At 33.8% G+C, this 13,594-nt stretch carries 12 protein-coding genes and 3 pseudogenes; 7 read left to right on the forward strand and 8 right to left on the reverse strand.

Features of this window, described 5'->3' with window-relative positions; genetic code table 11:
• Positions 1-186: 186 nt before the first annotated feature.
• Both ACX9TM_RS15540 and ACX9TM_RS15545 read left to right on the forward strand, forming a co-directional pair.
• The gene (locus ACX9TM_RS15540) at positions 187-1,044 is read left to right on the forward strand and encodes an MBL fold metallo-hydrolase (protein ID WP_065382536.1); all 858 of its coding nucleotides are present in this window, start codon (positions 187-189) and stop codon (positions 1,042-1,044) included.
• A gap of 311 nt (positions 1,045-1,355) precedes the next feature.
• Positions 1,356-1,832, forward strand: coding sequence for a YndM family protein (locus ACX9TM_RS15545; RefSeq protein ID WP_000680664.1), 477 nt, complete (start codon positions 1,356-1,358; stop codon positions 1,830-1,832).
• A 35-nt stretch (positions 1,833-1,867) separates the two neighbouring features.
• Here ACX9TM_RS15545 and ACX9TM_RS15550 read toward each other — a convergent pair whose 3' ends face one another.
• Positions 1,868-2,383: a DUF3231 family protein gene (locus ACX9TM_RS15550; protein ID WP_001986359.1), complete on the reverse strand. Its 516-nt coding sequence runs from the start codon at positions 2,381-2,383 to the stop codon at positions 1,868-1,870.
• A 294-nt stretch (positions 2,384-2,677) separates the two neighbouring features.
• A complete protein-coding gene (gene sasP / locus ACX9TM_RS15555; protein ID WP_000517671.1) occupies positions 2,678-2,890 on the reverse strand; it encodes a small acid-soluble spore protein, SasP family in 213 nt (70 codons plus the stop codon).
• Between the two features lie 265 nt (positions 2,891-3,155).
• Between sasP and ACX9TM_RS15560 the strand changes: the two genes are divergently transcribed.
• Both ACX9TM_RS15560 and ACX9TM_RS15565 read left to right on the forward strand, forming a co-directional pair.
• Positions 3,156-4,289 (forward strand): zinc-dependent alcohol dehydrogenase, encoded by a 1,134-nt coding sequence (locus tag ACX9TM_RS15560; protein WP_000649086.1) that lies wholly within the window; start codon positions 3,156-3,158, stop codon positions 4,287-4,289.
• Between the two features lie 233 nt (positions 4,290-4,522).
• A complete protein-coding gene (locus ACX9TM_RS15565) occupies positions 4,523-5,377 on the forward strand; it encodes a manganese catalase family protein (RefSeq protein ID WP_000500358.1) in 855 nt (284 codons plus the stop codon).
• Between the two features lie 260 nt (positions 5,378-5,637).
• Here ACX9TM_RS15565 and aspA read toward each other — a convergent pair whose 3' ends face one another.
• Positions 5,638-7,068, reverse strand: a complete 1,431-nt coding sequence (gene aspA, locus ACX9TM_RS15570; protein WP_001251924.1) for an aspartate ammonia-lyase — start codon at positions 7,066-7,068, stop codon at positions 5,638-5,640.
• Positions 7,069-7,121: 53 nt separating this feature from the next.
• A complete protein-coding gene (gene ansA / locus ACX9TM_RS15575) occupies positions 7,122-8,126 on the reverse strand; it encodes an asparaginase (RefSeq protein ID WP_000722302.1) in 1,005 nt (334 codons plus the stop codon).
• Between the two features lie 183 nt (positions 8,127-8,309).
• On the opposite strand from ansA, the gene ansR reads away from it, so the two are divergent.
• The 3 genes and pseudogenes from ansR to ACX9TM_RS15590 form a co-directional block, all read left to right on the forward strand.
• Positions 8,310-8,687, forward strand: a complete 378-nt coding sequence (gene ansR / locus ACX9TM_RS15580) for an HTH-type transcriptional regulator AnsR (protein WP_000893569.1) — start codon at positions 8,310-8,312, stop codon at positions 8,685-8,687.
• Between the two features lie 57 nt (positions 8,688-8,744).
• Positions 8,745-8,960 (forward strand): annotated as a pseudogene (locus tag ACX9TM_RS15585) (DUF1304 domain-containing protein); the annotation flags it as partial.
• 103 nt (positions 8,961-9,063) lie between these two features.
• A pseudogene (locus tag ACX9TM_RS15590) lies at positions 9,064-9,150 on the forward strand (IS3 family transposase); the annotation flags it as partial.
• 125 nt (positions 9,151-9,275) lie between these two features.
• Here the strand turns inward: ACX9TM_RS15590 and ACX9TM_RS15595 are convergent.
• From ACX9TM_RS15595 to ACX9TM_RS15610, 4 genes and pseudogenes are all read right to left on the reverse strand, one after another.
• Positions 9,276-9,408: pseudogene (locus ACX9TM_RS15595) on the reverse strand (excinuclease ABC subunit C); the annotation flags it as partial.
• 148 nt (positions 9,409-9,556) lie between these two features.
• On the reverse strand, positions 9,557-10,636 hold the full coding sequence (locus tag ACX9TM_RS15600; protein WP_000832873.1) for a Ger(x)C family spore germination protein: 1,080 nt from the start codon (positions 10,634-10,636) through the stop codon (positions 9,557-9,559).
• Between the two features lie 2 nt (positions 10,637-10,638).
• Entirely contained in the window at positions 10,639-11,721 is a 1,083-nt protein-coding gene (locus ACX9TM_RS15605; RefSeq protein WP_072770270.1) for a GerAB/ArcD/ProY family transporter, read from the reverse strand.
• Positions 11,722-11,741: 20 nt separating this feature from the next.
• Positions 11,742-13,241 (reverse strand): spore germination protein, encoded by a 1,500-nt coding sequence (locus ACX9TM_RS15610; RefSeq protein WP_000802295.1) that lies wholly within the window; start codon positions 13,239-13,241, stop codon positions 11,742-11,744.
• Positions 13,242-13,594 lie beyond the last annotated feature (353 nt).

Raw genomic sequence — 13,594 nt, forward strand, 5'->3', positions numbered from 1 at the left:
ATCTGTGACTTTAAAAGCAATATTTTTTGTTTGCACTTTATATAAATTGATATGAATCCTTCTTAATTCTAGGACTAAATTATTGTTTTTAATCCCACATTAATTCTTTTCTCAAATTCGCCAAAATGAATTTTCAAGATTAGGGAACTATAATGTCGTATTAAAATATATTAAGGGGGAGAAAAATTGGACAATGAAATGAATTACGGAAGCGATTACAAGTTTATTCCAGCAACTTCAATTGAAAGTGGTCACGGCATCGAAGTATTACGTGATTTATTTTGTTACACGATTCAAATCGTCAATATATGCTTTGTTGGAAATCCTAAGACCAATGATTTTGTTTTAGTTGATGCTGGAATGCCTAAATGTGCAAATGAAATTATCTCTATCGCTGAGGATCGATTTGGTACCAATAGTCGCCCAAAAGTAATTATTTTAACTCACGGCCATTTTGATCATGTTGGGGGAATAATTGAACTCATCAAGTATTGGGATGTTCCCGTCTATGCACATCAAATGGAGCTACCGTTCCTGACTGGACAACAAAGCTATCCAGAACCAGACCCTACAGTTGAAGGTGGTATGGTAGCGAAAATGTCTCCTCTGTTCCCAAACGAACCAATTGACTTAGGAAATAACGTAAAAGCGCTACCTACCGATGGAAGTGTTCCCCATATGCCAGAGTTTAGATGGATTCATACACCAGGACATACTCCAGGGCATATTTCATTATTCCGAGAAAAAGACCGAACTTTAATTGCTGGGGACGCTTTTGTTACAGTGAAACAGGAGTATCTATATAAAGTCATAACTCAAGAACAGGAAATAAGCGGTCCGCCTCGCTATTTAACAACAGACTGGAAAGCCGCTAAAGAGTCCGTTATTAAGCTAGAGAAGTTAAAGCCTTTAACCACTGTTACTGGACATGGCATACCGATGTCAGGTGAATTGCTATCAACAAGCCTCAAAACACTCGTTCAAGAATTTGATAAAATTGCTGTACCTGATTACGGAAAATATATAGATAAAAAGATGCATTAAACGCGGAAATACTTTGTTTATTTTTATATTAACGAATCAGAATATGATACAAAATCAAAACACCAAAAAATATTAAGTTTAATATGAAAAAAACTGTACTTAGGCAACCTCTCTATTATAAGAATGGAACTATCCTTTGTGAATAAAGCTCGATATTCCGCAAATACTATCCATAGTATAAGCCTGCTTCTTACCCAGGTTGTACCTCTTACCATTAAAGGGTGATTAAAACGGGTTACGCTATATAAAAGCATAATCCGTTTTTAATGAAATATTGTATTCCATATACATTTAAACAATGGAGGAAAATAATGAAACATATTGTTGCCTTATTAATTAAGTACACAGCGATAACTGCAGTATTGCTAATCATGCTCAGTATCTTTCAAGGCATTTCAATTCCTAAAGTATTATTAATTTCTCTTTTCCTTACGGGAACTGCCTATTTAATCGGAGATCTCTTCATTTTACCTAAATACGGAAATGCGATTGCTACAATGGCAGATTTCGGTTTAAGCTTCTTTGGAATTTGGTTATTAACATCCTTGTTTACTAATTTAGATGCTACTCATAATATTGGATTTTCTTCATTTTTAGCTGCTTTAATTATTGGCGGAATAGAAGTTTTCTTCCATATTTATATGCAGAAGTTAGTACTGCGTAATGACAATGAATTAAGAGAACATAATCATATTCACCATGATAAATACGCTATGGAGATATCAGATGAATATATGGATTCTTCCACAATAAATAAGTCCAAGCTTGAGGATACACCTAAAAAATAAAAAAGTGGCCAACGCCACTTTTTTATTTTTGTTTATTACGCTTGGTCAGAATTTCTTACATGTAATGGAGGTGGAACTACCCATCCCTTTTTCTTACTTAAACGTAGCAGAGTTACACCTGCCTGCGCTTTTTTCATATGAAATTGTCCGAATAGCATACCTACATCTTCTCGAAGGCATTTTCCCATTACTTGACTACATGTCACAAGTCCAGCTGCTAATCCTGTAGAAACAGCTGCAGCAATTTCAACATCATTAATACGTGCTCCAGGAGGAATGTCTTCGATAGATGCAACTGGTCGTTCTGGAGGAGCAGGCGGTAAAGCGACCCCATTAATCTTTAAAAGAGCTTTTAATTCTTCTATTTCCGAATTCATATCATTTTCAATTAAGCCTTCTAAAAACTTCTTCAAATCTTCATCACCTGTGTGATTCATAAACACTTGATGGCTTGCAATTGCACCCTGTGCAGCAAGAAGATAACTCCAAATGTCAAATACTTCTCCGTAATGTAAAGGTTCATTTTGAGGATTTCCACTTAATATACCCATTTTTAAATTCCTACCTTTCGAAAATATCATAATAAATATTGATTTCAATATTGAAATCAAATTTTTAAGTATGCTTTTTCCTGCAAAAGATTTTCTACTATGCATGGAAAACACCTTTCCAACACTGCGTGTTTATTGTTTAGGAAAGTAGTTTACAAATTAAATACTCAAAGATTATGAAAGAAGATTATCAATAATCTTTGAGCGAGAATCTGTTTAATATAAGGTTTTTTATTTTTATGAATACACAAAAGAAATTGATTTACATATTTGCTATATTTTAAGCCAATTTACTTAGCGGTTAGCTCTACCACCAAGTTGTTGTTCTGCCATTGCTACTAAACGTTTTGTAATTTCACCACCAACAGATCCGTTTGAACGAGCTGTTGTATCTGCACCAAGTTGTACACCAAACTCTTGTGCAATTTCATATTTCATTTGATCAAGAGCTTGTTCAGCGCCTCGAACTAATACTTCATTACGACTTCCACTATTATTTTTTCCCATATTGTTTCACCTCCGATGTTTTTAATATGCTACAAATTATGAAATAATAATTATCCTTTTTATGGAAATTAAATTATGAATAAAAATTGATTTTTTTCTTAAAGTAGGGCAAAACATATAAGAAAGAATAACTGATATAACATACTTTCATAACAACACTATGTATACTTTCTAATTCCCTTCAGTAAACAAAAGAAAGATTTCTATTTCACCAAGAGATTAAATAAAATTATGTTTTGAGACATAATCCAAAAGGAGATATGAGATGAAAGCTGTAACCTATCAAGGACCAAACCAAGTACAGGTTAAACAAGTGGATGATGCAAAATTAGAGAAAAAAGATGATATTATTGTAAAAATTACTTCAACCGCTATTTGCGGTTCTGATTTACATTTATATCAAGGCAACATGCCCTTACCTCAAGGATACATTATCGGCCATGAACCAATGGGAATCGTTGAAGAAGTCGGGCCAGATGTCACTAAAGTGAAAAAAGGCGATCGTGTTGTCATCCCATTCAACGTTTCTTGTGGACATTGTTTCTATTGCCAACATGAAATGGAAAGTCAATGTGATAACTCAAACCCTCATTACGATTCTGGTGGATACTTTGGTTATACAGAGAAATTTGGTAATCATCCGGGCGGACAAGCAGAATATTTAAAAGTTCCTTTTGGAAATTTCACTCCATTTGTTATACCGGAATCATGCGAACTTGAAGATGAATCCCTACTATTTCTATCAGATGTTTTACCAACAGCCTATTGGAGTGTAATAAACGCAGGCGTTAAGCCAGGTGATACTGTTATCGTCCTTGGTTGTGGACCTGTTGGATTAATGACACAAAAATTCGCTTGGATGCAAGGTGCTAAACGTGTAATTGCAGTGGATTACTTAGATTATCGGATGAATTATGCAAAAAAGATTAACAATGTTGAGGTATTTGAGTTTACAAAATTCCCCGATATGGGAGAACATTTAAAGGAAATTACACGTGGCGGTGCTGATGTAGTTATTGATTGTGTGGGGATGGATGGAAAAAAATCGCCTCTAGAATTTCTGGAACAAAAATTAAAATTACAAGGTGGAACTCTCGGTCCTATTCAAATCGCTACGAAAGCCGTAAGAAAATATGGAACGGTTCAAATGACCGGCGTTTATGGTGGCAATTATAACGCCTTTCCACTCGGTGCATTTTGGGTTAGAAATATTAATCTTAAAATGGGACAAGCACCTGTCATTCATTTTATGCCGGAACTATTTGAAAAAATAACAAATAAAGAATTTGATCCAAAAGAGATTATTACACACAAAATTCCCCTTGAAGAAGCGAGTTATGGTTATCAGATTTTTAATAATCGTGAAGACGACTGTATAAAAGTCATTCTGAAGCCTTAAAGCTACAATTCATTATTCTTAATAAAAAGATAAGATTACATTTCGTAATCTTATCTTTTTTTATTAAATGCTAAGTATCTATCCCCTATTTTCATCTCACATCTAAAATAGTTATTTTCAAAAACTTTGCATTTTGAGGTAATAAATAATTGGTAAAAACATGAATTAAAGTATTAAGTAACCAAATAGCGGACACGATAACAATGTTAACTAACTTAAAAGAGGTGTACTTCATGTTTTATTATAAAGAAGAACTGATTAATATTATCAAGCCGGACAAGCCAGATCCAGCTGCCGCAAAAGTTTTACAAGAAATATTAGGTGGGCATTATGGCGAAATGCGTACAATGATGCAATACTTCTTCCAAAGCTCAAATTTTAGAGGGAAAGAGAAGCAATATCGTGATTTACTTCGAGGTGTTTTTTTAGAAGAAATAAGCCATGTAGAACTTGTACAACATACAATTAATCAACTATTAACTGGATCTGGTGAACCTACACCAGGAAATGCAGGTGTTGACACAGCACCACTTGATGAAGCGGTTAAACATGCCAATCCTCATCACTTTATTGTAGGTGCTCAAAGTTCATTGCCCGTTGATGCAGCTGGCAACCCATGGAATGGATCTTGGGTATATAGCCATGGGAATTTAATTAGCGATTTATTAGATAACGTAGTACTTGAATCTACAGGTGTACTTCAAAAAACTAGAATTTATGAAATGAGTTCCAATCAAACTTTTAGAGAAACACTTGCATTTTTAATTGTACGTGATAATGCACATCAAAATGCTTTCGCAAAGGCTTTAGAGACATTGGGTGTTGAATGGGGGAAACTCTTCCCTGTGCCGAACTATGATATTAATAAATACCCAGAGTGCAGAAAGTATGTAGACATGGGATTCCATAACGCACAATTTAATTTTAGCTTAGATCCAACAAGAATGGGAGAAATATTCCAAGGTGAATCACCAAGTAGAAACAAAGGAACATTAGCAGTAACGGACCCGCCAAAAGGTTTTCCTGTACCAGAACTTCCTGAAATGCCAAATGAGCATAGTCCCGGATTAAAAGATATGGATCTTTAAGATCATTATGGCCAACTATTGATTCATGGTTGGTCATAGTTATTTATAAAGATTCATGTAAACTTGTTGTTAACATGATAAGATGTTTTAATAAATCCTCTTTATTTAAAAGTGATGTTGATTATATTGCTGCTCCTCTTAATTTTGTTTCTATGAACTATTAAACGCCACTGTTACTTACTTATAATCTCCCTACCTCTATTCACATATAAAATCCCTATATTGTAAACAAAGAGGAGGGACTTGTCCCCCCTCTTCTTTTAATTTTTCTTTAAAAGAGTTGCTCCTGCAATCCCTGGGTGTGTCATTTCGAATGGATCTAGAATTAACTCTAAGTCCTCCTGTGACAATACACCATTTTTCACACAAAGTTCTCGAACAGATTGCCCTGTCGCGATTGCTTCTTTCGCAACGCGAGCTGCTGCTTCATAACCGATATGAGGGTTCACGGCTGTAATAATTCCTACACTTTTCTCAACATACTCTTTTAAGCGATCTTCATTCGCTTCAATTCCTTTTAAGCAATTATCTGTAAAGGCACGGAAACCGTTATTCATAATGCTAATTGATTGCAGTAAGTTGAAAACAAGTACTGGTTCCATCACGTTTAATTCTAATTGTCCTGCTTCTGAAGCAAGGCAAATTGTATGATCATTACCTATTACTTGGAACGCAATTTGATTAATAACTTCTGGCATAACAGGGTTTACTTTCCCTGGCATAATAGATGAACCTGGTTGACGAGCTGGTAACATAATTTCTGCTAAACCAACACGTGGACCTGATGCCATTAAGCGAAGGTCATTCGCAATTTTAGACATATTCATCATACATACTTTCAGTGCTGCAGATACTTCAGTATAAGCATCCGTATTTTGCGTGGCATCTACTAAATCTTCTGCACCAACAAGCGGTAATTCACTGATTGCAGCTAAATGTTTTACAACTGCTTCAATATATTCTGGATCTGCATTTAAGCCTGTACCAACTGCAGTTGCCCCCATATTTACTTCATATAAATGTTGACGCGATTGTTGAATTCGTTTCATATCACGTTCAAGTACGCGAGAGTATGCTTTAAATTCTTGTCCAAGACGGATTGGCACCGCATCTTGTAAATGTGTACGACCCATTTTAATAACATGGTCAAACTGTTCTGCTTTTAATTCAAATACATCATGCATATAACCCATCGTTTGTAATAAGCCTTCTAATGCATTTAATGTTGCGATATGAATCGCCGTTGGGAATGCATCGTTTGTTGATTGCGCCATGTTTACATGACTATTTGGACTAATATAATGATAGTCTCCCTTTTCCATCCCTAATAATTCAAGCGCACGATTGGCAATGACTTCATTTGCATTCATGTTCATTGAAGTACCCGCTCCGCCTTGGATTGGATCTACGATGAAATGATCATGCCATTTTCCATCAAGAATTTCTTGAGCAGCTTCTGCGATCGCGCCGCCCTTGTTCAATTCCAATCTTCCTACATCTGTATTCGCAAGCGCTGCTGCTTTTTTTACAATTGCGAACGCTCTAATTAAACTTTCATGAATTTTATACCCTGTAATCGGGAAATTTTCAACAGCGCGTAAAGTCTGAATTCCGTAATATGCCTCAATAGGTAATTCCTTTCCTCCCAAAAAATCATTCTCCACTCGCACGTTCTTGTTTGTCATTGCCATTTTAATTTCTCCCCCATATTAAATGTAAAACCTAAATAAATCATATGAAGTCATTACCAATCCTTATCAGATTTTATTGTTAAATCGTAGGCTAAAGGCTCTTCAATAATTTTTTTAATCTCTTCTAATTTATTAGTTTTCCCAAGCGCCCACATCAATTTTGCTATGATGGCTTCCGTATTCATATCTCCAGACAATATTACTTGATGTTGCGCCACTTTCCGTCCTACTTCATAGAGAAGTATGTCTTCTCCTTCTTCCAGGCATTGAGTAGTAATCACTACAGCAATCCCCATTTCAGTCAACTCTTGAATTTTCGAAAGCAAGTTCCTTCCTTCAAAAGGTAATCCACCGTTTCCAAAACTTTCAATAATAATCCCTTTATACAAATCTTTTAAACAATCAAATACCTCAGGCTTTGTACCTGGATACAATTTCATAAGAAAAACATCCGTACATAAATTAGTATTTATTGAAAGTTCACTATGTGAGGAAGTTGGCTTCCAATGATATTTCACTTCATCTTCATTTACCTCAGCAACATATGGATAATTCACACTTTCAAATGCATCATAACTTTTTGTTCGCATTTTAACTGCTCTCGTCCCAATAATCACCCTACTATCAAAAACAATAAACACACCGCCAACATCCTCACAGGCAAACCTAAGAGCATCAGCTACATTTTTTTTTGCGTCTGTCTTTTTAAAACTAATAGGTACTTGTGAACCTGTTAAAACAACTGGTTTTCTTAAACCTTGCAGCATATAAGATAACGCAGAAGATGTATAAGCTAACGTATCCGTTCCATGTGTAATCACAAACCCGTCATAGTCATCATAGTGATTAAAAACAGCATTAGCTATTTCTTTCCAGTGCTCAGGTTGCATATTGGTACTATCAATATTCATTAAGATTTTGCAATCTATTTCTAAGTTTCGAGAAGACTTCGAAAAATAATTCAATAATTCCTCAGCGGACAATCCTGGAACAAGCCCCTCATTCCCCTCCACAGATGCAATTGTCCCACCAGTTGCAAGTAATAAAATTTTCTTCATACACAACCCCTCCATAAAATAAACAACGATATAGCGTTCGCGTAATGCGTATTTATATTTATCATTATAGAACTTAATTTGAATTAATCAAGATTTTGTATTCAATACGCGTACTTTTTTCTATTCTTGATTCTTTTTCTATGTTATAATTAATTTAATAAAATTAGATGGGGTATGAGACGAATGCTGGAACGTTTATCTAAATTAAGAAAAAATCAAAAATGGTCCTTACAAGAGACAGCAGATCGACTTGGGATTGCGAAAAGCACCTATGCCGGGTATGAAAATGGTTATAGATTACCTTCATTACAATCTTTATCAAAAATAGCCGATTTATTTGATACATCTGTAGATTATATATTAGGCCGAATTGAACATTCACATCAAAACAAAGATGTAATTGATATTACAAGACTCCTAAACGATCCAGATCCAACACTTTTAATAGATGGAGAAGCACTGTCAACAGAAGAGATAATAGATTTTATTGCTTTTGTGAGAAGTAAACGAGAACTAAGTTCCAAGAGAATAGAAAATATTGAACCAACATGTAAAAGTTGATTCAATAAAAAACGAAGACACTGTACTCTTTAAACTTAGAAATACTTAGACAATTAATTTGCAAACGGTTTATATAATGAATTCTTAGCAGCTGGCCTCATTCGGGGACTTATACTTGGAAACAATCCCATTGGTTATATGATTCAATTATTTTTCATCATTTGTATAGTGGTAGCAGCTATTTTCGGAGGTTTCACATCCAATAAATCAATTATCATGAAACAAGGATTTCTCGCTATTTTAGCGTTACTTGCCCTTTTATCTGTCATATAGAACTAAAACTTTTCAATAAAGGAACTCACTTTTGAAGAATACGCCATTCTTTCTGTAGATTTATAAGAAAGAATGGCGTTTTTGTATGTCTATTTCTGTATCGAAAGAATTTGAAAGTATAACAGAATTTAAACAAGAATTAGCAAAGTATATAAAATACTATAATCATGAAAGAATCAAGGAAAAATAAAAGGAAATGAATCCAGTATTGTACTAGGCTCATTCCCTAGAGGCTACTTAATAAACCGACCTTTCTAACTTTCGGGGGCACAGTCTAGCTGAAGTGCTACAAGCAACGAATTTACTACTTTAAAGTTAAGTGTTTAACCTTGAAGTACTGAAATTCTTTTTTTCCAGACAAAACATACATTATATCTTGATGCTTTATTGTCCTCTTATAATTATGTGGTATCGGGAATTTGTTTCGTTGTTCTTTTATTATAATTATGATTACTATAAGTGATAAAGCTACAGGTATAAAAACGATTAACAAAGCATCTTACTATTTATGAAATTCTTTGTTAATCGTTTCTCTTCTCCCTAATCTCCTGCGAGACTATATTTTTTTTGTTAAAATTTCCCATATCTTATTTGATTTATTCTGTAACACCAGATTGGGTTACTTTTACATCAGCTGTTACACGAAAACGTAAATGTTTATAGGATTCTTCCCATTCTTGACTGTTCCATTTTCTTACGTGAGTTCTACCAAGCTTTCTAAGTCCTATAGGATCTGTGTCTTTTTTAATAAATCTCTTTATCAATGTAGTTGCTTTTTTTTCTATTTCTTTTTCCATAATTTTTTCTAATTTTTTTATTTCTTTAGGATTATCTAGATTTTTTGTTTTTGTAAATTCTTGAATTTCAGCTTTAACTTGAATATGAGCATTTATGAATGGATGCTTACTATTCCCCTCCATCTTATATTTTGTTCTAGCTTTTATATTCTCTATCGTGGCGTAAGTATTTGAGGAACCAGGTAGTTTGAATTGGTATGTACCTTGTTTAAAATTATCTGTCAACAATTTAAATACAAATAAATCTTTAGGGTTTACTTTATCAACCATTTTACATCTTTTAAAAAGTGCTATTCCATCTAACTCCAACACATTACCTTTTTTAGATATTATCGGTAAATATGAATCTCTCGCATCATCATTAAGTTGGTTTAAAAACATAAAAAAATTTGTTTTTGGCTGCGTTCCATTATCCATATTTTGCTCCAGTAAAGAGGATAGATAGGAAGCAATTTCTTTTTCTTCAGAATAATTCCCCTTTAATAGTGATTCCCCTTTTACATTTGTAATTGCTAAATAAATTGCATTTCCTACACTAGGATTTCGGTTCAAAGTCTCTAAAATTTCCTGCATTCCCTTATCAATTATTTTTTCATTAAATATAATAACACGCAATTGCCCCAACTCTAGAGGTCCAGAAGATTTTTCGGATGCTCTTGCAAGAACTTCTCTACCAGTCTGGCCTGATGCTGAATAGATTTTCGTTTCACCTTCCCCGCCTCCTTTATAAGCTGAAATCGCAAAGGTTCCTTTTAGCTTACCTTTTGCTTCGGTATCATATGCCGCAACTTGAACTAAGTCAATGTCATCCACAATTTTCGTTTTAGCACAACCTATTAAGAAGACACTTACTATAAGGAAAAGTATCCATCGCTTCATGTTTATCTCCTTAACTTTATTTTGGCGGTTTGAATTAGCCATAATATAGGTAGGTATACATATATATATACAAAGCCAATTTGACCTGTCCAAGTATTTAATAAGTTAATTTTATTACGGTTATTCAAGAAAAATGATAAAACAAAGATGAACAGGATGATAACTGGCAAAACATATTTTTGCTTTATTCCCAGTGCCTCTTTTATACCACGACTTACTCCCCATAATGTAAAGGAAACATTGGGTAATATAAAAAAAGCCCAAACAGAAACAATAATGTATTCAAACCGCTCTATAAAGGGAGATTGTATAATTTTAATCATGCTTAAATATGCCCATATCGCGCTCGCTAGTTGTTTTTCACTAAAAAACGCAAGAGTTAAAATCATAAGGTATGTGTAGACAATAGTCGTTACTAAATTTGCATAGTGCGCATATTTTTGAGACGTTCTTGCCTTTTTAATAAATGGGTAGTATAACAATAACATTTCAAATCCAAAAAAACTAAACATATTTCCTTTCATTCCTTTCATAATTTCTAGGAATGAATGCTGTGCAATTGGAAATAAATTTTGGAAATCTGCATACTGCAAAGGATAAAAAAATGTGAAGATTAGAATGCTTGGGATAACGATTCCAAAGAAGCCGATTCCAGCAACTACACGAAATCCTCCAGTCACAATGTAATAACATAGACCCAAAAAAGCCCCTGCTATAATCCAAGATGAAATGGAAGGAAACATCCAAACATGTACTACTTCGATATAGGTATGTAGTGTTGTTGCACCTAACAATACAATATAAGATAAAAAAATGAAGTTGAACAATCCACCAATCCATTTTCCAAGTACGTCTTGATTGATTGCAATGATATCTCCATTACCCTGATTTAAAATCTGATATATGATCCAAATCATAAGATTAACAGATATTCCAAAAAGCAGCGTGCTAATCCACGCATCATTTCCAACTAATTTTGCACTAATCCTTTCAAAACCAAGCATACCAACCCCCATCTGTATAGTAATAATTAAAAAAAACACCATATATGGAGAGACTTGATACTCAATTGGGATCTGTTTCATAATGCTCCTCCCTGTTAATTTCAATCATCAAAATCATTTCGTGATTTAATTTTATTTTTCTCTACCTCTTCTGGATTAAAACGAAAACGCTGTTTAGATCTTGAAAAAATAGGACGTCGAAACATCGCTGAGATCGGCAAACGGATAATGCTGTCTTTCCAATCTGTAGGGCGTGTAGGATAAAAAGGAAACAAATAAGGACGTCTTAATGATTCTGTACGTAATAAACGTGCTAAAAGCAAAGAGCTTGTTAAAACAATTCCTAATAAACCCAACAGGTGTGCAGATATTATAAAAGGAAAACGAATTACTCGAATTGTATTACCAATTCGATATATTGGTGCTGTAAATGAGCTAAGAGCTGAAAGTGCAACAATAATAATAAGTACATTACTTGTAAGACTTGCCTCTACAGATGCCTGTCCAATTACAATACCACCTACTATACCGACAGTTAGACCCACTTTAGTTGGTAAACGTGCCCCCGCTTCTCTCAGTAATTCAATCGTTATTTCTAAAAAAAGCGCTTCAATTAATGGAGGAAAAGGTACTTTACTTCTCGATATGATTAACGTTTCAAGAAGTTCTTTTGGAATAAGCTCGTAATGATATGTTAAGATTGCAACATATAATGGAGTCGTTAAGACAGAAAACATAAAAGCAAAAAGCCTTAATAGACGAAAAAAAGAGGCAATAATCCAAGGCATGGTGTAATCTTCTGTCGTAGAAAAAAAGTCAATTAATGTTGTTGGAAGAGTGATTGCATAAGGTGAGCCATCTACAAAAAGTGCAATTTTCCCTTCTGCCAATACAGCTGCTACACGGTCTGGTCGTTCTGTATTCAAAAATTGAGGAAATATAGAATTCGGGTTGTCTGCAATTAACTGCATCAAATACGTGCTATCCAAAACGTGGTCTGTTTTTATTAGACTCACCCTTTTTATAATTTCTTGTAGATTTTGATCATTTACAATTCCCTCAATATATACAATCGCAACGGTTGTGTTAGATAGAGAGCCTACTTTCAATTCCTTCATTTGTAAATAAGGTGTTGGAAGCTTTCTACGTACTAAATTTAAGTTTACATCTAAATCTTCAACAAACGCGATTTGTGGACCCACGATATTGTATTCAATTTCAGCTTTTGTAATATCTCTTTTTTCTTTCTTTGCCACATTGATTAACAAGCCATTTAATTTATCTGTATCGAACTGAATAAGTATATAGCCGTTTAAAATACTATCCTGAATATCTTCCATTTGATTTGTTATTTTTGAATTTTCAAAGGGTAAGACAGACCGAATATCTTGTAATGAATCGAAGCTCTTCTCTTTTATATAAGTTAAAACCTCTTCATGAAATATATTTACATCGATTAAGGTTCTAAAATATGAAATGACTATAGAGGATTTGTTTGAAGCGATCTCCAACGTTATAAAATCTTTAGATTTTTTTAGTAATTGCATTAATTCCTGCAAAGATTTTATAGAGTGAACAGGTACTTTTTCATGTGGTTTCAATTGATAATACCCTTCCTTTCAAAAAGAACCTATATATAGTTTTTAGAAATTTCTATTTTAAAAATGAGGGATATTTATATGTCAATATGCTCCTTAAAAACAATGCCTTTTTAACTAACTTAACCAAAATTAGTTAAAAAATGTATTACAAGTAAAAATTTGAAATGTCTCCAAGAAAAATTACAATATTAAAAACATCCTTTCTTTTGGTTCTAAAGAAAGGATGTTTTTATAACAGGCTTTTTCAAGTGTCTATTCTATAGGGTACATTTACCAGTGTTCTTCTCTTTATTATTTCATTAAGTAACATTGGCATTACATTCTGTATGGTTTCTTAAAAAATTTCAGTAAGA

The organism is Bacillus sp. LH1 (genome assembly GCF_057924895.1).

Excerpts from the sequence above, each read along its gene's own strand:
- ACX9TM_RS15545 (WP_000680664.1), top strand. The coding sequence starts at position 1,356 with ATGAAACATATTGTTGCCTTATTAATTAAGTACACAGCGATAACTGCA.
- ACX9TM_RS15550 (WP_001986359.1), bottom strand. The coding sequence starts at position 2,383 with ATGGGTATATTAAGTGGAAATCCTCAAAATGAACCTTTACATTACGGA.
- sasP (WP_000517671.1), bottom strand. The coding sequence starts at position 2,890 with ATGGGAAAAAATAATAGTGGAAGTCGTAATGAAGTATTAGTTCGAGGC.
- ACX9TM_RS15560 (WP_000649086.1), top strand. The coding sequence starts at position 3,156 with ATGAAAGCTGTAACCTATCAAGGACCAAACCAAGTACAGGTTAAACAA.
- ACX9TM_RS15565 (WP_000500358.1), top strand. The coding sequence starts at position 4,523 with ATGTTTTATTATAAAGAAGAACTGATTAATATTATCAAGCCGGACAAG.
- aspA (WP_001251924.1), bottom strand. The coding sequence starts at position 7,068 with ATGGCAATGACAAACAAGAACGTGCGAGTGGAGAATGATTTTTTGGGA.
- ansA (WP_000722302.1), bottom strand. The coding sequence starts at position 8,126 with ATGAAGAAAATTTTATTACTTGCAACTGGTGGGACAATTGCATCTGTG.
- ansR (WP_000893569.1), top strand. The coding sequence starts at position 8,310 with ATGCTGGAACGTTTATCTAAATTAAGAAAAAATCAAAAATGGTCCTTA.
- ACX9TM_RS15600 (WP_000832873.1), bottom strand. The coding sequence starts at position 10,636 with ATGAAGCGATGGATACTTTTCCTTATAGTAAGTGTCTTCTTAATAGGT.
- ACX9TM_RS15605 (WP_072770270.1), bottom strand. The coding sequence starts at position 11,721 with ATGAAACAGATCCCAATTGAGTATCAAGTCTCTCCATATATGGTGTTT.